21 protein-coding genes and 1 tRNA gene are annotated in these 23,239 nt (G+C 68.0%); 11 read left to right on the top strand and 11 right to left on the bottom strand.

Annotated features, from left to right (window positions below):
• Positions 1 to 44: 44 nt before the first annotated feature.
• Together BC102111_RS12465 and BC102111_RS12470 are read left to right on the top strand one after the other, a co-directional pair.
• Positions 45 to 1,418 carry an NAD(P)/FAD-dependent oxidoreductase gene (locus tag BC102111_RS12465; RefSeq protein ID WP_009374431.1) on the top strand — a complete coding sequence of 458 codons (1,374 nt, stop codon included), beginning with the start codon at positions 45 to 47 and terminating at the stop codon, positions 1,416 to 1,418.
• 125 nt (positions 1,419 to 1,543) lie between these two features.
• Positions 1,544 to 2,398: a hypothetical protein gene (locus BC102111_RS12470; RefSeq protein WP_095376766.1), complete on the top strand. Its 855-nt coding sequence runs from the start codon at positions 1,544 to 1,546 to the stop codon at positions 2,396 to 2,398.
• A gap of 71 nt (positions 2,399 to 2,469) precedes the next feature.
• Here the strand turns inward: BC102111_RS12470 and BC102111_RS12475 are convergent, their stop codons facing one another.
• Positions 2,470 to 3,075: an NAD(P)-dependent oxidoreductase gene (locus BC102111_RS12475; protein WP_101624500.1), complete on the bottom strand. Its 606-nt coding sequence runs from the start codon at positions 3,073 to 3,075 to the stop codon at positions 2,470 to 2,472.
• A gap of 90 nt (positions 3,076 to 3,165) precedes the next feature.
• Here BC102111_RS12475 and BC102111_RS12480 point away from each other — a divergent pair, with 90 nt between their 5' ends.
• Entirely contained in the window at positions 3,166 to 3,540 is a 375-nt protein-coding gene (locus BC102111_RS12480; RefSeq protein ID WP_009374522.1) for a winged helix-turn-helix transcriptional regulator, read from the top strand.
• Here BC102111_RS12480 and BC102111_RS12485 read toward each other — a convergent pair.
• Both BC102111_RS12485 and BC102111_RS12490 read right to left on the bottom strand, forming a co-directional pair.
• Positions 3,497 to 3,952, bottom strand: a complete 456-nt coding sequence (locus BC102111_RS12485) for a hypothetical protein (RefSeq protein WP_101624501.1) — start codon at positions 3,950 to 3,952, stop codon at positions 3,497 to 3,499. The two genes, BC102111_RS12480 and BC102111_RS12485, sit on opposite strands and share 44 nt — an antisense overlap.
• Positions 3,953 to 4,001: 49 nt before the next feature.
• Positions 4,002 to 4,075: transfer RNA gene (locus tag BC102111_RS12490), tRNA-Leu, on the bottom strand.
• Positions 4,076 to 4,234: 159 nt separating this feature from the next.
• Between BC102111_RS12490 and BC102111_RS12495 the strand changes: the two genes are divergently transcribed.
• Together BC102111_RS12495 and ppk2 are read left to right on the top strand one after the other, a co-directional pair.
• Positions 4,235 to 5,506 (top strand): MFS transporter, encoded by a 1,272-nt coding sequence (locus tag BC102111_RS12495; RefSeq protein ID WP_101624502.1) that lies wholly within the window; start codon positions 4,235 to 4,237, stop codon positions 5,504 to 5,506.
• A 91-nt stretch (positions 5,507 to 5,597) separates the two neighbouring features.
• Positions 5,598 to 6,500, top strand: a complete 903-nt coding sequence (ppk2, locus tag BC102111_RS12500) for a polyphosphate kinase 2 (protein ID WP_009374533.1) — start codon at positions 5,598 to 5,600, stop codon at positions 6,498 to 6,500.
• A gap of 92 nt (positions 6,501 to 6,592) precedes the next feature.
• On the opposite strand, the gene BC102111_RS12505 is transcribed toward ppk2, so the two are convergent.
• The 7 genes from BC102111_RS12505 to BC102111_RS12535 all read right to left on the bottom strand — a co-directional run bounded on the left by BC102111_RS12505 (position 6,593) and on the right by BC102111_RS12535 (position 11,439).
• Positions 6,593 to 6,865, bottom strand: coding sequence for a hypothetical protein (locus BC102111_RS12505; protein WP_101624503.1), 273 nt, complete (start codon positions 6,863 to 6,865; stop codon positions 6,593 to 6,595).
• 85 nt (positions 6,866 to 6,950) lie between these two features.
• Positions 6,951 to 7,844 carry an SDR family oxidoreductase gene (locus BC102111_RS12510; RefSeq protein ID WP_101624504.1) on the bottom strand — a complete coding sequence of 298 codons (894 nt, stop codon included), beginning with the start codon at positions 7,842 to 7,844 and terminating at the stop codon, positions 6,951 to 6,953.
• 243 nt (positions 7,845 to 8,087) lie between these two features.
• Entirely contained in the window at positions 8,088 to 9,206 is a 1,119-nt protein-coding gene (locus BC102111_RS12515; RefSeq protein WP_223289788.1) for a TIGR01906 family membrane protein, read from the bottom strand.
• 125 nt (positions 9,207 to 9,331) lie between these two features.
• Complete coding sequence (locus BC102111_RS12520) at positions 9,332 to 10,258, bottom strand: AEC family transporter (protein ID WP_009374541.1); 927 nt, start codon at positions 10,256 to 10,258, stop codon at positions 9,332 to 9,334.
• 53 nt (positions 10,259 to 10,311) lie between these two features.
• Positions 10,312 to 10,632, bottom strand: a complete 321-nt coding sequence (locus BC102111_RS12525) for a hypothetical protein (RefSeq protein ID WP_040340898.1) — start codon at positions 10,630 to 10,632, stop codon at positions 10,312 to 10,314.
• A gap of 88 nt (positions 10,633 to 10,720) precedes the next feature.
• Positions 10,721 to 11,062 (bottom strand): DUF202 domain-containing protein, encoded by a 342-nt coding sequence (locus BC102111_RS12530; protein ID WP_009374544.1) that lies wholly within the window; start codon positions 11,060 to 11,062, stop codon positions 10,721 to 10,723.
• Positions 11,059 to 11,439 (bottom strand): YidH family protein, encoded by a 381-nt coding sequence (locus tag BC102111_RS12535; RefSeq protein WP_009374545.1) that lies wholly within the window; start codon positions 11,437 to 11,439, stop codon positions 11,059 to 11,061. The genes BC102111_RS12530 and BC102111_RS12535 overlap by 4 nt, the downstream gene beginning before the upstream one ends.
• 133 nt (positions 11,440 to 11,572) lie before the next feature.
• Here BC102111_RS12535 and BC102111_RS12540 point away from each other — a divergent pair, with 133 nt between their 5' ends.
• The 3 genes from BC102111_RS12540 (at position 11,573) to hrpA (ending at position 17,912) form a co-directional block, all read left to right on the top strand.
• Complete coding sequence (locus BC102111_RS12540) at positions 11,573 to 12,001, top strand: DUF4186 domain-containing protein (RefSeq protein ID WP_101624506.1); 429 nt, start codon at positions 11,573 to 11,575, stop codon at positions 11,999 to 12,001.
• 155 nt (positions 12,002 to 12,156) lie between these two features.
• Complete coding sequence (locus BC102111_RS12545) at positions 12,157 to 13,464, top strand: Nramp family divalent metal transporter (RefSeq protein WP_101624507.1); 1,308 nt, start codon at positions 12,157 to 12,159, stop codon at positions 13,462 to 13,464.
• 146 nt (positions 13,465 to 13,610) lie between these two features.
• Entirely contained in the window at positions 13,611 to 17,912 is a 4,302-nt protein-coding gene (gene hrpA, locus BC102111_RS12550) for an ATP-dependent RNA helicase HrpA (protein ID WP_223289789.1), read from the top strand.
• 39 nt (positions 17,913 to 17,951) lie between these two features.
• Here hrpA and BC102111_RS12555 read toward each other — a convergent pair whose 3' ends face one another.
• Positions 17,952 to 18,326, bottom strand: coding sequence for a hypothetical protein (locus BC102111_RS12555; RefSeq protein WP_101624508.1), 375 nt, complete (start codon positions 18,324 to 18,326; stop codon positions 17,952 to 17,954).
• 155 nt (positions 18,327 to 18,481) lie between these two features.
• Here BC102111_RS12555 and BC102111_RS12560 point away from each other — a divergent pair, with 155 nt between their 5' ends.
• The 3 genes from BC102111_RS12560 (at position 18,482) to BC102111_RS12570 (ending at position 23,111) form a co-directional block, all read left to right on the top strand.
• Positions 18,482 to 20,074, top strand: a complete 1,593-nt coding sequence (locus BC102111_RS12560; RefSeq protein WP_009374561.1) for a peptide chain release factor 3 — start codon at positions 18,482 to 18,484, stop codon at positions 20,072 to 20,074.
• A gap of 131 nt (positions 20,075 to 20,205) precedes the next feature.
• A complete protein-coding gene (locus tag BC102111_RS12565; RefSeq protein WP_009374563.1) occupies positions 20,206 to 21,291 on the top strand; it encodes an inositol-3-phosphate synthase in 1,086 nt (361 codons plus the stop codon).
• Between the two features lie 236 nt (positions 21,292 to 21,527).
• On the top strand, positions 21,528 to 23,111 hold the full coding sequence (locus BC102111_RS12570; protein WP_009374565.1) for an AbgT family transporter: 1,584 nt from the start codon (positions 21,528 to 21,530) through the stop codon (positions 23,109 to 23,111).
• The last annotated feature ends 128 nt before the right edge of the window (positions 23,112 to 23,239 follow it).

Consider the following 23,239-nt stretch of genomic DNA (forward strand, 5'->3'; position numbering starts at 1 on the left):
TCGGATGATTAGTGAAAGTTTTCACAAGGGCCTAGGATGGGGCTATGGCTCTCATCAGAAACTCGAAACTGCGTCCACGCATCCTCGTCGTCGGCGGCGGATACCTCGGTCTCGTCACGGCCCAGAATCTGCTGAAGAATCTCGGCCGCGGTGAAGCCACCGTGACCGTCATCGATCCCAACCCGTACATGACGTACCAGCCCTTCCTCCCCGAGGTGGCTGCCGGTTCGATCGAACCCCGTCACGCCGTCGTGCCGCTGCGCCGCAACCTGCCCGGCGCCGAGGTCATCACCGGCAAGGTGACGTCGATCAACCACGCCGACAAGTTCGTCGTCGTCGAACCCGAGAACGACGAGCCCTTCGAGCTCGACTACGACCACATCATCATGGCCGCCGGCTCCGTCGCCCGCACCCTGCCGATCCCCGGTCTCAAGGAGAACGCGATCGGCCTCAAGCGGATCGAGGAAGCCGTGGCCCTGCGCGACCACCTCCTCTCCCGTCTCGCCGACGCCGCCCTCATGGAGGACGACGAGGAACGCCGCAAGGCGCTCACCTTCGTCTTCGTCGGCGGCGGCTTCGCGGGCATCGAGCTCCTCGCCGAACTCGAGGACGTCGTGCGCTCCGCGATCTCCCAGTACGAGACCCTCACCGAGGCGGACGTCCGCTTCGTCCTCGTCGAGGCCCTCGGCCGCGTCATGCCCGAGGTCGGCGAGGCACAGGCCCGCTGGGTCGTCGAGCACCTGCGCGAGCGCGGCATCGACGTCTACCTCGAGACCTTCCTCCAGGACTGCACCGACAAGCACATCAAGCTCTCCAACGGCGAGGAGTTCGACGCCGACACGATCGTGTGGTCGGCCGGCGTCAAGGCCAACCCGGTCCTCGTCGACTCCGACCTGCCGATCGACGAACGCGGCCGCGTGACCGTACGCGCCGATCTCCGTGTCGAGGGCGAAGACGGCGTCGTCGAGGGCGCCTGGGCAGCCGGTGACAACGCCGCCGTGCCCGACCTCTCCGGTGGCGGCGTCGGCGGATACTGCGTGCCCAATGCCCAGCACGCGGTGCGCCAGGCCCCGGTGCTCGCGGCGAACGTCCTCGCCGCCCTCCGCGGAGAGACCGAGTTCAAGCAGTACTTCCACAAGACGATCGGCTCGGTCGCCGGGCTCGGCCTCTACAAGGGCGTCTCCCAGATGGGCGACTTCGAGGCCCGCGGACTGCTCGCCTGGCTCATGCACCGTGCCTACCACGGCTACGCGATCCCGAGCATCGACCGCAAGGTCAAGGTCTTCGGCAACTGGATCCTCAACTTCGCGCTCGGCCGCGACAACTCGGCGCTCGTCGACCTCGACGTGCCCCGCAAGGCCTTCGTCGAGGCCGCTGAGTCGAAGCCGGTTCCCAAGAAGGAAGCCGTCTCGGCCTGAGGTCCGCCTCTGACTGACGCGACGACGGCGCCGGAAGTGTTCGCACTTCCGGCGCCGTCGTCGTTCCAGGTCACGATTGGGTCTCCGCCGGGTCCGCGGACTCGCGATGAGGCTACTCTGAGTCCATGAAGCGCACCGTCGGCATCGCAGCCCTGGTGGTCGCCCTGCTGCTCGGCGGCTGCGGAATCGGCGGGGAGGATCAGGCGTCATCCGCGCCCGAGGCGACGACCGCCTCGGCGGCGGAGGCGCCACCGGCCGCAGGCACCCCGACGGCCGCTGAGGAGCCGCTGCCCCGCGGGCACTGCGGCACCGCTCCTGCACCCCTGGAGGATCAGAGTGTCTACCAGGGGACGCCGGAGACGGACTGCGGTGAGGCGATGCGGGCGGTCGGGGCGTTCGGCCGCGGAGACGACGCGGTCGACGAATCCGGGCACGGCACTCAGGTCGACGGGTGGCAGTGCGTGTTCCCGATGGACGCCGAGGTCGCCGACTACGGCCTCACGCTCGCCTGCGAGAAGGGCCCGCAGCGGTTCGTCGTCCGTCCCGCCTCCGTCGAGGCGCCCGCCGGCTACCACGTCCGGCCGTGGGACTACGAGGGCACGGCCACGGGTGCCCAGGGCATCTACTTCACCACCGAATCCCGCAAGCACCACTGCAGTTTCGCCGCCGACGGCGTCGGGTGCGACAACCTCAACTTCCCCGACGACCTCCCCGAGGTCGGATACATGGGCCAGCGGCAGCAGCCGACGGCGATCGTCCTCGGGACCAGGGGCGCCGCCCGGTTCGCGGCCTTCGGGGATCCGATGTTCACCCAGTTCTCCGATTCCGGCGGCTGGGGCACGGAGACGCGGGTGCTCGGCTACGGTGAGCTCCTCATCGTCCGCGGCATCGCCTGCACGACGGATGAGGACCGCGGTGTCGTCTGCGTCAACGGCGACCACGGCTTCGCGATCTCCTCCCGGGACTACTCGCTCGACTGACCTCCCCGAGGCGGGACCTCGCCGAGGCGGTGGCCGAGCGGGGCCCGGCCGCCGCCTCGGCGAGAGGCGGGTCAGTTGGCGACGGTGAAGCGGGAGTTGATGTGCGTAGGCTTCTCGATCTCATCGACCATCGCGATGGCGAAATCCTCCGCGGAGATCGCATCGCCCACCGGAGAGTCGGTGCCGACGGTGAACTTCCCGGTGCGCTCTCCCGGAGCGATGACCGGGGCAGGGGAGATGAGCGTCCACGGCTCGTAGTCGCCTGAGCGGAGGATCTCGAGGGCACGGGTGCCGGTCTCGGCTTCGGCCTTGTACGGCTCCGGGAAGCCCGGGGTGTCCTTGAGCATGACTCCGTCGACGAGGAGCGACCCGGCGCCGCCGACGACGAAGATCCGCGTGTCGCCGCTAGCGGCAGCGATGGTGCGGAGGGCATCGAGCCATTCTCCGTGGTCGCCGCCGGTGCGGCTGGGGCCGGTGGTCGAGACGATGACGTCGTGATCGGCGACGATCTGCGCATCGAAGGCGGCGTCGCCCATCTCGCCTGTGATGCTGCGTGCGGCGCCGGGAACCTCGGTGCCCGAGCGGGTGATGGCTGTGACTTCGTGGCCCCGATCGGCGGCTTCCTTGGTCACGCGCGAGCCGACCATTCCCGATGCTCCGAAGAGTGCGATCCTCATGGTGAGTCCTTTCGACGGTGTTGCTGAGTTGACATCACAAAGATATACTTTGGATATCGGATACCTCAAAGATACTATTGGAGCCATTCCATGGGAATCAGCTGGGAAGGCAACGCCTTCGACCCCGAATGTCCGACGCGGGTGATCCTCGATCGGATCGGCGACAAGTGGACCGTGCTCATCATCGATGTCCTCGAGAACGGGCCGCTGCGGTTCAACGAGATCCGCCTGGCGATCGGGGGCATCACCCCGAAGGTGCTCACGTCGACGCTGCGATCGCTGGCCGCCGACGGGCTCATCACCCGGGAGGCCTACGCCGAGGTGCCTCCGCGTGTCGAATACCGGCTGACCGACCTCGGGCGCTCACTGCGCGAACCCGTGGCCACTCTGCGCCGCTGGGCCGAACTCAATGCTGCTGCGATCACCGACAATCGGGAGCGTGAGGAGTCGGCGGCCGGCCGCTGAGCGCGGCCACCACCTCGGCGAGCTCGCGCAGCTCCCCGGCGATCCGATACCGGCGGGGGTGGCCGGAGTGCACCCAGTTGTTCGTGATCATCGACGCACTCGCCCCGTTTGTGATCGCCTTGAACTCCTCGACGTCGAGGCCGGCCGCGCGATCGGCGAGGAGCCGGTCGCTCACCTCGGGGGAGAGGGCGGACCAGTGATCGGCCGCCTCGGAGCCGATGACATGCCACTGCCCGCCGGCCTCGCGGTAGGCGAGCGGTCGCGAGGTCGGTGCAGCGGATCGTCCGGCGGCGGCGTCCTCCTCGGGTGGGGTGACGATGACTGCCGGGCCCGGGGCGTCGACGGCGCGCGGGTCGTCGATGCCGATGACAGGCTGCGGCGGCTGCCCGGGGGAGAGGAGGAGAGAGGTCATAGGGCCATCATGCCCGAGAGTCGCGAATGCGGCGAGCCGATTCCATGGGTCCCCCCACTGGGACTCGAACCCAGACTGAATCGATTTTAAGTCGACTGCCTCTGCCGATTGGGCTATAGGGGGAGGAGCGCCGTCGCATCGCCAGCACTCACTCTACCGTCCCGTGTTCCCGGGTGCGCGGCCGCGCGTCCTCCGGATCGGCTGCCACCGACGGCAGCGCCCTCGAGGTCATCCCTTGAGACGCATTGCTTCAGATTGTGAACGAGGGCTAACGTCTCACCCATGACCCCGACCCCGCCCAGCCGACAGGCCTGGGTCATCCTCGTCGTCGGAGTGGCCTCGCAGATGGCGGCGACGGTGGCGATCACCGGTCCCGCTTTCCTCATCCCGCACCTCACCCGCGAGCTCGGCTACTCGCTCACCCAGGCAGGCACCGTCGCGGTGGCCCCGAGCTTCGGACTTCTCCTCACGCTCATCGCCTGGGGCGCCTTCGCCGACCGGTTCGGGGAGAGGCTCGCGATGTCACTCGGTCTCGGCCTCACCGCGCTCGCCTCGGCTGCGGCCGTCGCCGTCGCCGGCTCACCGATTCTGCTCACCGTCGCCATCGCCGCCTCGGGTGCCGCAGCCGCCTCGGTGAACTCGGCGAGCGGTCGCGTCGTCATCGGCTGGTTCCCCCGACACCGCCGGGGGCTTGCGATGGGCATCCGGCAGATGTCCCAGCCCCTGGGCACTGCGCTCGCCGCCCTCACCGTCCCACCCATCGCCGCCGCCGGCGGCATCGCCGCCTACCTCTGGTTCGCCGCCGCCGTCACCGCGCTCATGACGATCGTGTGCGTCCTCCTCGTCCGCAATCCTCCCCCCGCCGAGGCGGCCCCGAGTCTCGTGCCCACCGCCGAGGACGACGGGGTTCGGGGGAGTGCGGGAGCCGAGGAGACGGATCGTGTCAGGCAGAGCGGGGGAGCCGCCTCGGCGGGGAATCCCTACCGGTCGGATGCCTTCCTCTGGCGCATCCACGTCGTCTCCGCACTCCTCGTCGTCCCCCAGTTCGCATTGTCGACGTACGGACTCATCTGGCTCATCGCCGACCAGGGCGTCTCGGCGGCGATGGCCGGAGGCATCGTCGCCGCCGCTCAGCTCACCGGTGCTCTCGGGCGTCTCGTCGTCGGCGGTGCCTCGGACGCGCTCGGAACTCGAGTGGGCCTCATCCGCGTCATCGCCATCGCGGCCTGCGCACTCACGGCCGGCCTCGCCCTCGTCTCCCTCACCTCTCTTCCCGTCATCGCCGCGATCGTCTTCGTCCTCGCCTCGACGGTGTCCGTCGCCGACAACGGACTCGCGTTCGCCTCGGTGGCCGAGGCGGCAGGCCCCCGCTGGTCGGGGAAGGCGCTGGGAGCCCAGAACACGGGACAGTTCGCGGTCTCCGCCCTCGTCGGGCCCGGCCTCGGCGCGCTCATCACCGTGCTCGGATACCCGCTGTCGTTCGCGATCGTCGCCGTGTTCCCCCTCATCGGGGCAGGGCTGGTTCCGAAAGGCGACATCGATCGCATAACCTGATGTTCACCTCGACCCAATACCGTCCCAGTTGCCGGCACCGCTCCCCACAATCCCCACCCGGTGCAGGCACCGCCGAAGCGAAGGAGAGACCGTGTCCATCCTGCCGAACGAGAACCTGCGCGAGTACATCGACAAGCTGCGCATCGAGGGATACACGGTCACCGACAGTCACACCCCGGACCCGCAGCTCATCGATCCGCTCGGACGCGCCGTCGAGACCTGGCGTGAAGGCTACCCGTACCCGGACCTCATGGACCGGGAGGAGTACGAGATCGAGAAGTACCGCCTCCAGGTCGAGCTGCTGAAGTTCCAGTACTGGGGGCAGGACACGGACGCCAAGCACGTCGTCGTCTTCGAAGGACGCGACGCCGCAGGCAAGGGCGGGACGATCAAACGTTTCACCGAGCACCTCAACCCGCGTGCGGCGAGAGTGGTGGCACTCAACAAGCCCTCGGACCGGGAGGCCGGTCAGTGGTACTTCCAGCGCTACATCTCGCACCTGCCGACCAGCGGCGAGATCGTCATGTTCGACCGTTCGTGGTACAACCGGGCCAATGTCGAACGGGTCATGGGCTTCTGCACGGAATCCGAGTACCAGACGTTCATGGAGCAGGCTCCCGTGTTCGAGAAGATGCTCATCGACTCCGACGTCCACGTCACGAAGTTCTGGTTCTCCGTCACCCAGCGCGAGCAGCGCACCCGGTTCGCCATCCGACAGATCGACCCCGTCCGCCGATGGAAGCTCTCGCCGATGGACCTCGAGTCCCTGGGACGGTGGGACGACTACACGCTCGCGAAGGAGGAGACCTTCCGGCGCACCGACACCGACCACGCTCCGTGGATCACGATCAAGAGCAATGACAAGAAGCGCGCGAGGCTCAATGCGATGCGCTACTTCCTCAACCAGTTCGACTACGCGGGCAAGGACACCTCGGTCGTCTACGCCCCGGATCCCCTTCTCGTGCGCCGCGGACGCGACGCCGTCGACGACTGAGCATCGACGACACCAGCCGCCGACGACACAGACCAGCCGCCGACGACGGGTGCGTCATCGGCGGCTGGTCGGCAGGGCTGGGTCTCGGGCGCTCAGGCCGGAGGCTCCGGGGGTCCGTCGTCCTGAGATGACGAGTCGTCCGTGAGGACGGCGTCGACATCGACCGGACCTGCGTCCTCGGAGCCGAACTTCTCCGAGTCGACCTCGTGCTCCTCGGTCTTCCCGTCGCTGCTCGACGCACTGCCTCCCACGGAGTGCTCGTCGCGGTCGACAGTGACCTTCGGTGCGGTGGTCTCTGCCACGGCCGGTTTCGAGCTCTTGTCCGGCACGGTCTCGTCGGTGGTGTGCTCATCGTCGGTGCTCATGTCTGCCTCCTCCTTCGTCGTGGTGGTTCGTCGGGCGTGGGTGCCCGGCGTCTGTGGGATGCGGGTGCGCCGGTGCCGGCTGCGGTCACGGCGAGGGCTCGCCGCCGTTGACGTTGAGCGTCTCACCGATGACGTAGCTCGATTCGGGCGAGGTGAGGAAGACGTAAGCGGGGGCCACCTCGGTGGGCTGTCCGGCCCGTCCGATCGGCGTCGACTTCCCGAACTCCGGCAGCGCCTCCTTGGGCTGGCCGTCGGAGACCTGGAGCGGAGTCCAGAACGGGCCCGGGGCGACCGCGTTGACGCGGATGCCCTGCGGGGCCAGCTGCTGGGCGAGGCCCTTGGTGAAGTTGTTGATCGCCGCCTTCGTCGAGGCGTAGTCGATGAGATGGGCCGAGGGGCTGTAGGCCTGGACCGAAGTCGTGTTGACGATCGTCGACCCGGCAGGCAGCAGCGGGATCGCTGCCTTGGAGATGCGGAAGATCGCCGCGATGTTCGTCTGATAGGTCGCGTCCCACTGCTCATCGCTGAGGTCGGCGATGTCCTCGACGGAGATCTGGCGTCCGGCATTGTTGACCACGGCGTCGAGCCCGCCGAGGGCGCTGGCTGCGGACTCGACGAGTTCGCGGCAGAACTGGGCGTCGCTGAGGTCGCCGGGGAGGAGGTGGACGCTCTGCCCGGTCGCCTCGATGACCGTCTTCACCGCCTCGGCGTCGGGCTGCTCCTCGGGGAAGTAGTTGAGGGCGACATCGGCGCCCTCCCGGGCGAAGGCGATGGCCACGGCGGCGCCGATTCCCGAGTCGCCGCCGGTGATGAGCGCCTTGCGCCCAGTCAGCCTGCCGGTGCCGCGGTATGAGTCCTCTCCGCGGTCGGTCTGGGGTTCGAGGTCGCGGTCCAGGCCGGGTTCCGGCTGGTCCTGCTCGGGTGGGCTGATGACCGGGTAGCGGGTCACGGGATTCTGGAAGGTCAGCTGGTCCGCCATTGTCGGCTCCTTCGTCGGGTGCTTCCGATACGGCATGGTGCCTTGCTTTCAACGGTAGTCTCGACAAGGCGTGGGCGCAAGGCCGACCGGACGGTGACTGCGCCGCCGGCTCCCCTCCGCCGAGGTTGACCGTGGAGCCGGTGATGACAGCGATGCGGCCGGGTGGAAGGGGAAAGACCACCCGGCCGGAACCGTGGGGGCGCTCACGCGCCGTGGGAGACCGTGCGAGCGCACGGTGTGGAATCAGATCGCGTCGGCCGCTTCGCGCTGAGCCCTGCGGGCGGCGCGGCGCTTCTTGTGACCGGCGAAGCTGAAGAGGAAGACGATGATGGCGAGCAGCAGGAATATCGCTCCGGCGCCGATGCCCGCATCGACCCAGAACTGCGGCGGGAAGAGCCGGATGAGTGAATCGTCGGCGTAGAACTCCCACGTGCCGTCGGCGAAGAAGATGCGGTGGAAGCCGCGGAAGAAGCTCTCCCAGCCCAGCAGTGCGACGACTGCGATGCCGGCCATGGCGATGATGCTGAAGATCGCGCCGAGCCGGAAGCCGAAGCGCATCCCCATGCCGCCCTTGCGCGAGAGGTAGAGCGAGAAGAGCACGGTGCCGATGAAGGCGACGATCGCGATGAGGTAGAGCAGAGAGATGAGCCCTTTGACATCGGCCATGTGGTTGAGCTCGTCGGAGATGAAGACCGGTTCTCCGGTGGGCAGGATGACATCGGCGAGGTAGCGCCGGGAGTCGAGGTTGTGGAGGTAGTCGATGACGTACGTCGCGTAGTGCTCGCGATCGGCCTGGCCGAACCCGAACTGGTCGGCGGGGAAGCCGGGGCGGAAGTACTCGAACTTGAGGAACATCCCCGAGGCGATCGTCCGCACGGCCAGGGCGAGGAGGATGAAGGGCACCGAGAGGGCGATCCAGATCGTGCCGATGATCTCGAGCGGGTTCCTCCGCCGCTCCGGGAACTCGGGTTCATGGGTGTCGCGCGAGGTCGCCGCCTTCGTCACCGCCGCCCAGTCGGCATCGCTCATCACCGAGGACCGGGAGCCGGTCGTCGCGGCCGTGTTCGACGTCGCGGCGGGCGCCGCCGAGGTGTCCGCCTGGTGCGCTGGGACCTCCCGGGTCCGTGCGGTGTCCTGGGGGGCGGTGGAATGGGCGGGGGTGACCCGAACCGGTCCCGTCGAGGGCCGGGGTTCGTCCTTGCGGATCGGGTCCGTGATCGGATCGAACGCCTCGGTGTCGGTCGACGGGTCGTTCGCTGCCGTCAGCGGTGCCTTCGACGGTGTCTCGGCAGCACTGTGCGACCCCGAGCTCATTCGCCTGCTCAGAAGGTCATCGGTCTCGTTCTTCTCGTCTCCAGCCACGTTCCCATTGTCAGCGACGGGTGCCGGAGAGCCCGGGAGGACACGCCCTGAAGCCGGAGATCGCCGAGGCGGCAGGTCCGCCGGTGGGGGAGCCCGGTCCCAGTCTGCTCACCGTCAGGGGCGCGTCATCCGAACAGCGCGGCGACGATGACGAGGGTGGGCACCGCGAGGACGGTCGTGATGAAGACGGCGTCGCGCATGAGCGCCTCGGACTGCCGGTACTGCATCGAGTAGATGTAGACGTTCTGCGCCGTCGGCAGACTCGAGGTGACGATGATAGCGAAGAGGTCGATGCCCGAGTAGCCGAGCAGGGGACCGCCGATGACCCATGCGACGAGCGGTTGGAGAACGAGCTTGCCGACGGTGATGTAGCTCAGCTGTGAGCGCGTCCCCCTCACCGGCAGCGCCCAGCCGTCCTTGAGGGAGATCCCGAAGGCGAGCAGGGCACCGGGCACCGCGGTCGCCCCGATCATGTCGATGGGTTCGAAGACGAAGCGGGGGAGTTCGAAGCCGGTCGCCGAGGCTGCCACCCCGGCCGCGGCACCGAGGAGGATCGGATTCTTGAGCACCTGGAGGATCGTCGAGTACCAGTGTGTGTCGTGCTTCTTCTTCCCCGCCGCGTCGAGCACGGCCATGCCGATGGGGGCGAGGATGATGAGTTGGAAGAGCAGGACCGGAGCGACATAGCCGACGTCGTGGAGGACGTAGGCGGCGATGGGGATGCCGAGATTGCCGATGTTGACGTAGCTGACCGCCCATGCGGAGAACATCGCCTCGCCTGTGCTGCGCTTCCTGATCCAGCGGGTGAGGGCGAAGAGGACGAAGCCGGCGATAAGCGAGGACCCGCCCGTGGCGAGGAGGGCCGAGTTGAAGATGAGCCCGAGGTCGGTCTGGGAGACCGTGACGTAGAGGAGTGTCGGGGTGCCCGCATAGAAGACGAGCTTCGCGATGACCTGCTGACCGGTGGGGCCGAGCACCCCGGAGCGTCCCAGCAGGAACCCGACGAGGATGACCCCGGCGATGACGGCGAATCCTTCGAATACGGCCAGCATGGCTTACCGGTGGTCCTCGCTTCCTGGGGCCTCGGCGGACGGGCAGGGGCGGGTCAGGCGGTCTCGCCGCGGGCGTCGACGGCGAGGTGGGCCGCTCCTGCGGAGGCGGCAGTGACCGTGAGCACCGCAGGCCAGGCGCCGATCTTCTTCGCCAGCGGGTGGGAGAGCCCGAAGCCGCCGAGGTAGCCCAGGCCGAGTGCGGTCGCGGTCGGCCACCCACGCTTGGCGTACCACGTGCGGGCGGCGTAGGCGCCGGCAGCGGCGAGCACGACGCCGCCGAGGGGCCGGATGCCGGTTTCGCGAGCGGTGAGGAACCCGCCGACGAGGCCGAGGGCGACGAGCGGGGCGGTGGAGACTTCGTGTGCGTCCTTCATGCCCTCCAGTCTAGAGACGCCGTCGGCCCCGCGGTCACGCGGTCTCACGACGAGGAACGTCGATTCGCCGCTCAGCCTCCGGAAGGACTCAGCCGACGGTGAGTCGGATCACCGAGGCGATGCCGAGGCCGGCGATGAGGCACACCGAGGTGGTCAGGCCGAGGATCGGCCACGGACTCGGCCTGCCGCGCTCGTCGCGGATGGATCCTGACCCGGCCCGGTACCGATGGACCTGGAGGGAGATCACCGCGGCCGCGAGTCCGATGCAGACGACGAAGACGGCGACGGAGAGGACGGGGAAGAGGGTGATCCAGCGGATGAAGAGGAGGCTGACGACCGTCATCGTCAGACTCGTGCGCAGCCACGACTGGGTCGTGCGCTCCGGCTGCAGGCCGGGGTCCTCGTGCGGGGCCAGCCTGGGCGCGCTCACAGCACTCCGGCGAAGACGAGGACGAGCAGTCCCGCTCCCAGTGCCGAGGCGAGGCTGACGATGGGGATGATGAGCGGCAGCGGCAGCGACTGCTTGCGGCGCATCGCCGCTTCGATCCGGTACCACCGGAACGCCGCTCCGGCGGCGAGGACGAAGCCGATGGCCATGAGCACGATCGACAGCGTCGCCCGCAGGCCCGGGGAGAAGATCTCCCCGGTGAAGGCCTCGACGGCGATGCCGCCGCCGATGAAGGCCAGCGCCGTGCGGATCCAGGACAGGAACGTGCGTTCGTTCGCCAGGGTGAAGCGGGGGTCGGGATCCTCCCCGTCGGGAAACATCCGACGGGCGAGTCGGCCGCGTGCATCATCGGATTCCACGTTCCGAGGATACACGCGCAGGCTCGCCGACCGGGGTCGACGTCCGGGATGAGCGTGGTGCGGCGACGGGACATCGGCGGCGCAGGCTCGGGGCGAAGGCTGTGTCAGGGCCGCCGGATACGGTGGCACCATCATGGACGATCACCAGCTGGACCAGCGGATCAGGCGCATCACCCGGGCGCCGTTCCGATCGCGCTTCCACCTCCGCGGGGCCGAGCTCGACTATGTCCTCGACCGGGCACCGGAGACCGTGCGAGCGCACGCCGAGGACTTCATCGCCACCCGTCTGGCGCCGGCCCACCCGCCGAAGGACGGCAAGCAGACACCGTGGAAGGGACACCCGGTCTTCCTCGCCCAGCATGCGACGGGGACGTGCTGTCGCACGTGCCTGCAGAACAGCCACGGCATCGCCGCCGGACATGCCCTCACCGAGGCGGAGCAGGCCGACGTCGTCGCCGTCATCTGCCGGTGGATCGAACTCGAGGCCGCAGCCGCCCCGCCGAGGCGACCGTCCCCGCAGCCGGAGCGGGAGAGGAGGTTGCCTCAGCCCACCCTGTTCTGACGTTTCCCGCCCGGCCCGTGCCCTTCGTCCCGTGCCGGTCCCAAGGACCCCGCCGCCCTGCGCTGTCCGCAATCCGGGGTGCCGTGTGGTGGGCGACACACCCTGTCGTAGCATGTCTCCAGACCCGTGTGGGTCGATGTCGACGAAGGAGACGCATGACTGACGGAGCGAGCCAGCCTCCCACGACCGGTGGGGATTCCGGCGCCGATCGCCTCGGCGAGGCCGAGGGCAAACCGAAATGGAAGATCATCGGTCCCGGACTCGTCGTCGCCGCCACCGGTGTCGGCGCCGCGGATATGGTCGCCACGCTCGTCGCCGGCAGCCGCTTCGGGTACGCGCTCCTCTGGGCCGTCATCGTCGGCGTCATCCTCAAGATCGTCCTCGTCGAGGGCGCGGGCCGCTACACCCTGGCGACGGGCAAGACGATCTTCGAGGGCTGGCGGAGCCTCGGTCGGTGGACGACGTGGTACTTCGGGCCCTACATCATCATCTGGGGCTTCGTCTACGGGGCGACCGCGATGAGCTCGGCCGCCCTGCCCTTGGCCGCGCTCTTCCCCATGGTGCCGCTGACGGTGTGGGCGATCGTCATGGGACTCGCCGGCTTCACTATGGTGTGGCTGGGCAGGTACACGGTCTTCGAGCGGATCACCGCGGTGCTCGTGGGCATCATGTTCGTCACCGTCGTCGGACTGGCGATCATCGCCGCCCCGAACATCCCCGAACTCCTCAGAGGACTCATCCCGCTCATCCCCGACGGGGGAGTCGTCTACACGCTCGCGCTCGCCGGCGGCGTCGGCGGCACGATCACTCTGGCCGCCTACGGATACTGGCTGCGGGAGAAGGGATGGATCACGCCGAAGTGGATGCGGGTGATGCGCATCGACAACACGATGGCCTATGTCATGACCGGCATCTTCGTCATCGCGATGCTCATCGTCGGTGCCGAGGTGGTCCGGGCGGCGGGCGTCTCGCTCTCGGCCGGGGACGAAGGGCTCCTCGACCTCACCGATGTCCTCAAGGCCCGCTACGGCGACGTCGTCGGCGTCGGATTCCTCATCGGATTCTGGGCTGCCTCGTTCTCCTCGATCATCGGTGTGTGGAACGGCGTCTCGCTCATGTTCGCCGACTTCTGGGGGCACATGCGCAAGAAGCCGGCCGGTCACCCCGACACCCTCACCGGGGGCAGGTACTTCAAGTTCTACCTCCTGTGGCTGACGTTCCCGCCGATGCTCCTCTTCCTCCTCGGCAAGCCGATCGGGCTCATCCTCGCCTACGGGGTGCTCGGCGCGCTGTTCATGCCCTTCCTCGCTCTCACCCTCCTCGGGCTGCTCAACGGCAGGCGGGTGCCCAAGGAATGGGCGAACAAGTGGCACACGAACCTCGCCCTCGGCATCACGGCCCTGCTCTTCCTCATCCTCGGCATCCAGCAGCTCATCGACGCACTCTCACCTCTGTGGAGCTGAGACTGACGGCACCGGTAGCCGATCTCATCCGAGAACGCCCAGCCGCCTCGGCGCTCACCACCGACGCCGCAGGCAACCAGAGGCTCTGACGGCGCTTCGGTGCCCCGGTTCGAGCGCGGAGGTCTGCCGCTAAGCTGGGAGATGACATGGCAGAAGAGAACCCGGCAGGGGCCGAGCAGCACACACGAGACACCGAAGCGCGGAACGCGCAGCAGGGACAGGGCAGAGGTCGACCACGCCGCGGCGGGCCGAAGAAGAGCGGCCGCGGACGGGGGCGCACCGGCGCTGAGCACCGTGAGCGCCGCGCCCGCCTGCGCGAGGCCCGCGCGGCGCACCCCGTCACCGTCACCTACCCGCCGGAGCTGCCCGTCAGTGCGGCCAAGGACGAGATCGCCGAGGCGATCCGCGACAACCAGGTCGTCATCATCGCCGGTGAGACCGGTTCGGGCAAGACGACGCAGCTGCCGAAGATCTGCCTCGAGCTCGGTCTCGGCGTCGAGGGGATGATCGGCCACACGCAGCCGCGGCGGATCGCCGCACGCACCGTCGCCGAGCGCATCGCCGACGAACTCGGCGAAGACCTCGGCGGCACGGTCGGCTATCAGGTCCGCTTCACGGCGCAGGTCGCCGACGAGACCCGCGTCAAGGTGATGACCGACGGCATCCTCCTCTCCGAGCTCTCGCGGGACAAGCTCCTGCGCGACTATGAGGTCATCATCATCGACGAGGCGCACGAACGCAGCCTCAACATCGACTTCCTCCTCGGCTACCTCAAGGAGGTGCGGAGGAAGCGGCCCGACCTCAAGATCATCATCACCTCGGCGACGATCGACCCCGAGTCCTTCGCCGCCCACTTCGACGATGCCCCGATCATCGAAGTCGAAGGCCGGACCTACCCCGTCGAGGTCCGCTACCGGCCCCTGACCGACGAGACCGCCGACGACGACGTCGACGGTCCCGGCGAATCCGGGGACTATGAGGCCGGGGCCGAGGACCAGATCGAGGGCATCATCTCAGCCGTCGACGAGCTCAGCGCTGAGGATCCCGGTGACATCCTCGTCTTCCTCTCCGGGGAACGGGAGATCCGCGACACTGCCGACGCCCTCGAGGCGCACCTGCGGAAATCGCAGCGACTGCGCGACTGGGAGGTCATCCCGCTCTTCGCCCGTCTCTCCGCCGGCGAGCAGCAGAAGGTGTTCAAGCCGCACACCAGGCCGCGCATCGTGCTCGCCACGAACGTCGCCGAGACCTCCCTGACCGTGCCCGGCATCAAGTACGTCATCGACGTCGGCACCGCCCGGATCTCCCGGTATTCGAACCGCACCCGCGTGCAGCGGCTGCCGATCGAGCGGATCTCGCAGGCGAGCGCGAACCAGCGCAAGGGACGGTCGGGCAGAACGAGCGAGGGCATCTGCATCCGCCTGTACTCGGAGGCCGACTTCGCATCCCGCCCCGAGTTCACCGACCCGGAGATCCTGCGCACCAACCTCGCCAGCGTCATCCTCCAGATGGCCGACCTCGGATTCGCCTCGAGCGACGAGGAGATCCTCGGCTTCCCGTTCCTCACTCCGCCCGATGCCAAAGCCGTCCGCGACGGGCGCACACTGCTCACCGAACTCGGTGCCCTCGAGGCCGAGAAGTCGGGCACGATCAGGGTCACCCCCACCGGCCGGAAGCTCTCGGTCCTGCCCATCGACCCGAGGCTCGCACGCATGGTCATCGCCGGCGCCGAGGCGGGTGTCGGGGGAGAGGTCCTCGTCATCGTCGCGGCTCTCTCCATCCAGGATCCGCGTGAACGTCCCGCCGAGGTGCGGGCTGCCGCCGATGAGAAGCACGCCCGTTTCGTCCACCGCGGCAGCGACTTCCTCTCCTACCTCAACCTGTGGAACTACCTCGAGGACTCGCAGGCGGCGATGTCGTCGTCGAAGTTCCGCCGTCAGTGCAAGGCCGAGTTCCTCAACTTCGTCCGCATCCGCGAATGGCAGGACCTCGTCGGTCAGCTCCGTTCGCTGCTCGGTTCGGCTGGCATCCGCGTCGAGCGTCCGAGCTGGCGCCAGCACGCAGCCGACGACAGTCGTGCCGGTGGGGGCCGGCGTGCCGACGGAGCCGACTCCGACGGGGACATCCCCGCAGGCTCCCGCCGAGGCGGAGGCCGGGAGACCGAGGACACGCGCGGACACCGGGGAGGGACCGCCTCGGCGAGGCAGGGATCGACCGCCCGGACAGCGCAGGGAAAGATCGGGTTCGCCGAGCTCACGGCGGCGAAGAAGCAGGCGAAGAAGGCCAGCGGCGGGGTCGAGGCCGGACGCGGTGCCGATGCCGCGGCGATGAAGCTCGACCCGACGGCCGTGGCCATTCACCGCGCTCTCCTCACAGGTCTGCTCTCGATGATCGGGTCCCGGTCGGAACGGCTGGGGGACTACCAGGGGGCACGCGGCACGCGGTTCGCGATCTTCCCCGGATCGGGCCTGTTCAAGGTCAACCCGGACTTCGTCATGGCCGCCGAACTCGTCGAGACCTCCCGCCTATGGGCGCGCACGGTCGCCGCGATCGAACCCGATTGGGTCGTCGAGGCCGCCGGGGACCTCGTGAGCCGTCAGCACTCGGACCCGCACTGGTCGACGAAGGCCGGATCGGCGATGGTCTACGAGAAGATCGCGCTCTACGGGGTCACGCTCATCAGCGACCGTCGGGTCGGGTACGGGACGATCGACGCCGCAGCGGCGAGGGACATGGTCATCCGCAAGGGACTCATCGACGGCGACTGGCGCGAGAGGTTCGGGTTCGAAGACCACAACGCGGCCGTCATCGAGGAGGCCGAGGAGCTCGCGTCGCGCACCCGCAACCGTCGTGTGCTCGACCAGGACGATGCCCTCTTCGAGTTCTTCGATGAGCGCATTCCCGCCACGATCACCTCGGCGGCGGACTTCCGGTCGTGGTGGAAGGGTCAGAAGCGCCGCGATGCGCACCTGCTCGACCTCACGACCTCGGTGCTGCTCAGCGACGACAGCGAATCGCTGACCGCTTCGGTGGCCGAGGACTACCCGATGGAATGGGAGCTCGCGGACGGGACGACGGCGAAGCTGCGGTACTCGTTCGATCCCGGCTCGAGCGAGGACGGGGTGACCGTCGAGATCCCGGCGAGCGCTGTGCCCGTCGTCGACCCCGACGAGTTCAGCTGGCAGGTTCCGGGGCTGCGCGAAGAGCTCGTCGCCGCCTACATCCGGTCGCTGCCGAAGGCCAAGCGGCGCTACTTCGTGCCCGCGCCCGACGTCGCCCGCGACATCCTGCCCTCGCTCACGCCGTATCAGGGCAGCCTGCCCGAGGTCCTCGCCGCGCATCTGAGCGAACGCGCCGGCGGGGGAGGGCTGCAGGACCTCGTCCCGATCACCGTGAGTGCCGATGACTTCGACCGCGACCGGATCCCCGCCCATCTGCGCATCCGCTTCCGCCTCGTCGACGGGACGACGACCGTCGGGCTCGGCGACGACCTCAGCGCCCTGACGACGCAGGCGAAACCGGCTGTGAGGAAGGCCCGAGCCAAGGCGTCGCCGTTCGCGGAGAAGCGGGGACTGACAGGGTGGAGCGTCGGCGACCTGCCCGATCCTGATGCCGCCGAGGCGGGGGTCGTGCCCGGACTGACCGACCGCGGAGACAGCGTCGACCTTGTCGCCTTCGACACGGTCCTGCAGGCGCGGATCGCGAGCAGGGAAGCGGTCATCACGCTGCTCGCCCGACGCACAGGAGAGACGCTGAAGTACCTGCAGGACGGCCTGACGACGGAGGAGAAGCTCGTCCTCGCCGGGCATCAGAAGCGCTCGGACGAACTGCTCACCGCCCTCGTCCGATCAGGGGTGCGCGGAATCGTCGAATCCGAGATCGGGCCGGCGGAGTCCGCGTGGGTCGGCGACGAGGCGGAGTTCGCTCGGGTCGAGACGGCGGTGAATGCGCAGCTCATCGAAGCGACGACGAAGCTCCTGCCCTCCCTCATCACGGCGCTGAGGCGAGCGACGGAGTTGGACAGACTCGTCTCGAACTCCTCGTCGCTGGCGATCCTGTCCAACCTCGCCGACGTCCAAGCGTGGGCGGCTTCGCGGGTGAGTGCGGCGGCGATCGCGGCGATGACCCCGCAGATGGTGGCAGCACTGCCGAAGTGGGTGGAGGCGGAGAAGGTGCGGATCGGGGCGATGGTCGATTCGCCGATGCGTGACCGTCAGCTCATGGATCGGGTCACCGGGAGCGCCGAGGCGGTGGCGAAGAAGATCGCCAACCGCTTCCCCGGACTGGGACAGGCGGCGTGGGACCGGTGGCTCGTCTCTGTGCCGAGCCCCTGGCGCGACGTCCTCGTCCAGCTCGAGGAGCTGAGAGTCAGCCTCTATGCGAACGCGCTCGGCACCACGCACCCGGTCTCGGAGAAGCGGATCGCGAAGGCCCTCGCCCAGCTCTAGGTCACTGCGGGGCGGGGGCGAAGCTCCGGGAAGGACGTTCTAGAGTGAGGCACCGTCGAAGAACCCGCCGAAGAGCCACCAGAGGGGGAGGGCACCGGCGGAGACCAAGGCGCCCGCCGCCCACCAGATGCGCCACCGCCACGTCCGTCGCCGCGAACCGACGAAGAGGCAGACGAGGTAAACGATGACGCAGAATGCGCCGGAGAGGCTGAGCAGGACGAGTCCGGCAGCCTCCCATCCCGATGTCCCGAGGTCGAAGACGTACTTCGTGATCTGGGCGATCGACAGGGAGAAGAGGATCGCCATGCCGAGCAGCGGCACTCCGAGGACCCCTGCGATGATGAGCGGCAGGGCTTTGAGCCACCGCTCCTTCGGTTCCGACCGGCCGGCGTAGTCAACGTATTCCTCAGTCATCGACACTCAGCATAGACACCCAGTTCGGCAACTCGCTGGAAGCAGACCGAGCATCCGAGCTTCCGCGGTGAGCTTCAACGACGCCACCGCTGCCTCGGCGCCACTGTGACTGATCGGACAGGGACTCGGCGGGCGATCGGCGGTAGGATATTTTGGTGACTTCTGGCCGATATTCCGACAAAGAGATCCGGACGCAGGCGGCACGCCGCCGCACGTTCGCCGTCATCTCCCACCCCGACGCGGGCAAATCGACGACCACCGAGGCGCTCGCCCTCCACGCGCGGGCGATCGGTCAGGCCGGCGCCACCCACGGAAAGGCCGGCCGCCGCGCCACCGTCTCCGACTGGATGCAGATGGAGCAGGACCGCGGGATCTCGATCTCCTCGGCGGCCCTCCAGTTCGAGTACCGCGATGCCGTCTTCAACCTCGTCGACACCCCCGGCCACGCCGACTTCTCCGAGGACACCTACCGTGTGCTCTCCGCTGTCGACTGCGCCGTCATGCTCATCGACGCCGCCAAAGGCCTCGAGTCGCAGACGATGAAGCTCTTCGAAGTCTGCGCCCACCGGAACATCCCGATCATCACCGTCGTCAACAAGTGGGACCGTCCCGGACTCGATGCGCTCGCCCTCATGGACGAGGTCCAGCAGCGCACCGGCCTCCTTCCCACCCCGATCACGTGGCCCGTCGGCCAGTCCGGTGACTTCCGCGGCGTCCTCGACCGGATCACCGGCGAGTACACGAAGTACACCCGCACCGACGGCGGCGCGACGATCGCCGGCGAGGAGACCTTCGCCCCCGAGGCCGCAGCCGAGCTCGAGGGCGAGGCGTGGACGACGGCCGTCGACGAATCCGAGCTCCTCGACATGGAGGATCAGAACCACGACCAGGAGACGTTCCTCGCGGGGAAGTCGACCCCGGTGATGTTCGCCTCGGCGGTGCTCAACTTCGGCATCCACAAGCTGCTCGACACCCTTGTCGACCTCGCCCCCGCCGCCGAGGCGCGCGAGGACAAGGAGAGCGCCCCGCGCGACGTCGCCGCCCCGTTCTCCGGATTCGTCTTCAAGGTCCAAGCCGGCATGGATTCGAACCACCGTGACCGCCTCGCCTACATCCGCGTGTGCTCCGGTGTGTTCGAACGCGGCAGCGTGCTCACCCATTCGGCCACGGGCAAGCCGTTCGCGACGAAGTACGCCCAGCAGGTCTTCGGCCGCGACCGCGACGTCGTCGACGAAGCCTTCCCCGGTGATGTCGTCGGCCTCGTCAACGCGAGCGCCCTGCGCGTCGGCGACTCCCTCTACCTGGACAAGAAGGTCGAGTTCCCCGGGATCCCGACGTTCTCGCCCGAGCACTTCATGGTCATCCGCGCGAAGGACTCCTCGAAGTACAAGCAGTTCCGCCGCGGCATCGAACAGCTCGACCACGAAGGCGTCATCCAGGTTCTGCGCTCGGACCTGCGCGGTGACCAGGCACCCGTGCTCGGCGCGGTCGGACCGATGCAGTTCGAAGTCGCCGAGGACCGGATGACGAACGAGTTCAACGCCCCCTGTTCGCTCGAACGACTCAACTTCTCCCTCGCCCGGCGCACGACACCCGAATGCGTGCCGACGCTCGCCCGCGAACGCAACGTCGAGGTGCTCAGCCGCTCCGACGGCGAACTCCTCGCCCTGTTCTCCGATCGCTGGCGCCTCCAGGGCGTGGAGAAGAACCATCCCGACCTCGTCCTCGAACCGCTCGTCGTCAGCTGATCGAGGACCGCGGACGCCGACTCCGCGGTTTTGACGAAGTCACTAAGATTGACAATCGAGTCCGCGCGCACGCGGACACCGCCGGGCTCACCCGGCACCCGGGGAGACCCGAGAGGACTGAAGGAGAATTCGTGGGAACGAAGAAGATTCGAGTCGCCATTGCCGGTCTCGGCAACTGTGCCTCGTCCCTGATCCAGGGTGTGGAGTACTACCGCGATGCGGCCCCGGGGACGAAGGTGCCCGGGCTCATGCACGTGGAATTCGGGGACTATCACGTCGGTGACATCGAATTCGTCGCGGCCTTCGACGTCGACGGCAAGAAGGTCGGCGCCGACATCGCTGAGGCGATCACGGCCAGTGAGAACAACACCATCACCCTCGCCGAGGTTCCCCCGACCGGTGTGTCCGTCCAGCGTGGTCCCACCCTCGACGGTCTCGGCCAGTACTACCGTGAGACCATCGTCGAATCCGACTCCGAGCCCGTCGACGTGGCGCAGGCGCTGCGTGACGCAGAGGCCGACGTCCTCGTCTGCTACCTGCCCGTCGGTTCGCAGGAGGCCACCGAGTACTACGCGCAGGCCGCGATCGACGCGAAGGTCGCCTTCGTCAACGCTCTCCCCGTCTTCATCGCCGGGACGAAGGAGTGGGACGAGAAGTTCCAGGCCGCGGGCGTGCCCATCGTCGGCGATGACATCAAGTCCCAGATCGGTGCGACGATCACCCACCGGGTGATGGCGAAGCTCTTCGAGGACCGGGGCGTCGTCCTCGACCGCACCTACCAGCTCAACGTCGGCGGCAACATGGACTTCAAGAACATGCTCGAGCGCCAGCGCCTCGAGTCGAAGAAGATCTCGAAGACCCAGGCCGTGACCTCGAACACCGGCGCCGAGCTCTCAGCCCGCGACGTCCACATCGGACCGAGCGACTACGTCGAATGGCTCGACGACCGCAAGTGGGCGTTCGTCCGCCTCGAGGGCCGCAACTTCGGCGATGCCCCCGTCTCGCTCGAGTACAAGCTCGAGGTGTGGGATTCGCCGAACTCGGCAGGCGTCATCATCGACGCAGTGCGTGCGGCGAAGATCGGCCTCGATCGCGGCATCGGCGGAGCGCTCATCTCCGCCTCCTCCTACTTCATGAAGTCCCCGCCCGAGCAGAAGAACGACGATGCCGCCCACGAGGCGGTCGAAGCGTTCATCCGCGGCGACATCGAACGCTGACCGCAGCCCCCGAAGGACGGGGCGCGAGGCCGAAGCCGGTCACACCACGGGTGTGGCCGGCTTCGTCGTCTCAGCCCCGTCCACCCGCCATGCGAGACCCGGTGGGAACAACGGAAGCTGTCGGTGGGCTGGTATCTTTCTCAGTGACCGCGATCACGTGGCCGACCGGCCGCCGATCACGGTAACCGACCGTGCGCACCCGCGCCGAGCACCGCCGACCGACCGAGGAGCACCCCATGTCGACCACCACCGCCGACACCGGAAAGGCAGCCGGCAGCCCTGACCGCCTCAGCTGGCTGATGAAGGTCCTCGTCGTCATCGAGAAGGCCGGCAACAAGCTCCCGCACCCGTTCTGGCTCTTCCTCTCGCTCGCCGTCATCGTCATGATCCTCTCCGCGATCTTCTCCGCGACCGGGCTGAACGCGGTCAACCCGGCAACCGGGGAGACGGTGACCGTGACGAACCTCTTCACCACGGAATCCCTGCGCGAGATCGTCGGGGGAGCGGTGATGAACTTCGTCACCTTCCCACCGCTGGGTCTCGTCATCATCGTCCTCCTCGGCGTCGCCGTCGCCGAGCAGTCCGGGCTCATCCCGGCGATGCTTCGCGGCACCATCGCCGGCGCCTCGCCGAGGTGGATCACCTTCATCGTCGCCCTGGCCGGCACCGCCTCGTCGATCGCCTCCGACGCCTCGTACATGATCATGATCCCGCTCGGCGGGCTCGCCTTCCGCGCCGTGGGCCGCAACCCGATGCTCGGCTGCATCGTCGCGTATGCCGCGACCTCCGGCGGGTACTCCGCGGCCCCGATGGTCAATGCCATGGACACCGTGCTCGGCGGTCTCTCCACCTCGGCGGCGCAGATCATCGACCCCGAGTACGTCGTCAGCCCGGTCGCGAACTTCTACTTCAACTTCATCTCGATGTTCGTCGTCGCCGGGGCGATCACCCTGGTCACCGAGCTCCTCCTGTCCAAGCGCGCCGACGCGATGGAGCTCGACCCCCTCGATGAGGACGATCCGGAGGCCTTCGATGTCAAGATGGCCCTCGACGCGAAGGAGAAGCGCGGTGTGCTCTTCGCCGTCATCACCATCGTCGTCTGCGCCGCGATCCTCTTCTTCCTCGCCCTGCCCGCCGATTCGTTCCTCCGCGACGAGGCAGGCGGCTTCGGACCCGAATCCGGGCTCATGGCAGGCATCGCCGCGATCATCGGCTTCGGCTTCTTCATCGTCGGCATCGTCTACGGCTACGCGACCGGTTCGATCACGAAGATCACCGAGATCCCGGAGATGATGGGCAAGGGCCTGCTGCCCTTCGTCCCCGTCATCGTCCTCTTCTTCGCCGCCAGCCAGTTCCTCGCCCTGTTCAAGATGTCGAGCCTCGGCGAGATCCTCGCGATCCGCGGGGCGGACTTCTTCGGCTCGCTCGACACCTCGACGTTCGTCATCCTCCTCGGCGGCTGGCTTCTCGTCGCCCTCGGCGCCCTCTTCCTCACCTCCGGCTCCGGTCTGTGGACGCTCATGGCTCCCGTCCTCGTGCCGATGTTCATGCTCCTGTCGATCTCCCCGGAGACGACGCAGGCCCTCTACCGGATCGGCGATTCGACGACGAACATCATCTCCCCGATGTCGCCGTACTTCGTCGTCGTCCTCGGCTTCATCCAGCGCTACAAGCGCGACGCCGGCATCGGCACGCTCCTGTCGTTCACGATCCCGCTCTCGTTCACGATGTTCCTCTTCTGGGGCCTGCTCTTCTTCCTCTGGTGGTTCACCGGCCTCCCATGGGGACCCGGTGCGGCCATGCACTACCAGATGAACTGACGTCCCCCGCAGAGGGAGAAGTCGCGGAATACGGCCGAATCGCCCAGCGTTACAATCACACAACGCTCTGTCGCCCGACCCTGCGGTCACAGTTGCCATCCAGGTGTGACGGCTAGACTTGAGCGTGA

This window comes from Brevibacterium casei CIP 102111 (assembly GCF_900169275.1).
Classification (GTDB): Bacteria; Actinomycetota; Actinomycetes; order Actinomycetales; family Brevibacteriaceae; genus Brevibacterium; species Brevibacterium casei.

Bases quoted from the DNA above. Each gene is read 5' to 3' on its own strand.
- BC102111_RS12555 (WP_101624508.1), bottom strand. From the start codon at position 18,326: ATGACTGAGGAATACGTTGACTACGCCGGCCGGTCGGAACCGAAGGAG.
- BC102111_RS12505 (WP_101624503.1), bottom strand. From the start codon at position 6,865: ATGAGCACCGACGATGAGCACACCACCGACGAGACCGTGCCGGACAAG.
- BC102111_RS12465 (WP_009374431.1), top strand. From the start codon at position 45: ATGGCTCTCATCAGAAACTCGAAACTGCGTCCACGCATCCTCGTCGTC.
- BC102111_RS12540 (WP_101624506.1), top strand. From the start codon at position 11,573: ATGGACGATCACCAGCTGGACCAGCGGATCAGGCGCATCACCCGGGCG.
- BC102111_RS12570 (WP_009374565.1), top strand. From the start codon at position 21,528: ATGTCGACCACCACCGCCGACACCGGAAAGGCAGCCGGCAGCCCTGAC.
- BC102111_RS12510 (WP_101624504.1), bottom strand. From the start codon at position 7,844: ATGGCGGACCAGCTGACCTTCCAGAATCCCGTGACCCGCTACCCGGTC.
- BC102111_RS12470 (WP_095376766.1), top strand. From the start codon at position 1,544: ATGAAGCGCACCGTCGGCATCGCAGCCCTGGTGGTCGCCCTGCTGCTC.
- BC102111_RS12525 (WP_040340898.1), bottom strand. From the start codon at position 10,632: ATGAAGGACGCACACGAAGTCTCCACCGCCCCGCTCGTCGCCCTCGGC.
- BC102111_RS12520 (WP_009374541.1), bottom strand. From the start codon at position 10,258: ATGCTGGCCGTATTCGAAGGATTCGCCGTCATCGCCGGGGTCATCCTC.
- BC102111_RS12475 (WP_101624500.1), bottom strand. From the start codon at position 3,075: ATGAGGATCGCACTCTTCGGAGCATCGGGAATGGTCGGCTCGCGCGTG.
- BC102111_RS12480 (WP_009374522.1), top strand. From the start codon at position 3,166: ATGGGAATCAGCTGGGAAGGCAACGCCTTCGACCCCGAATGTCCGACG.
- BC102111_RS12485 (WP_101624501.1), bottom strand. From the start codon at position 3,952: ATGACCTCTCTCCTCCTCTCCCCCGGGCAGCCGCCGCAGCCTGTCATC.
- BC102111_RS12545 (WP_101624507.1), top strand. From the start codon at position 12,157: ATGACTGACGGAGCGAGCCAGCCTCCCACGACCGGTGGGGATTCCGGC.
- BC102111_RS12495 (WP_101624502.1), top strand. From the start codon at position 4,235: ATGACCCCGACCCCGCCCAGCCGACAGGCCTGGGTCATCCTCGTCGTC.
- hrpA (WP_223289789.1), top strand. From the start codon at position 13,611: ATGGCAGAAGAGAACCCGGCAGGGGCCGAGCAGCACACACGAGACACC.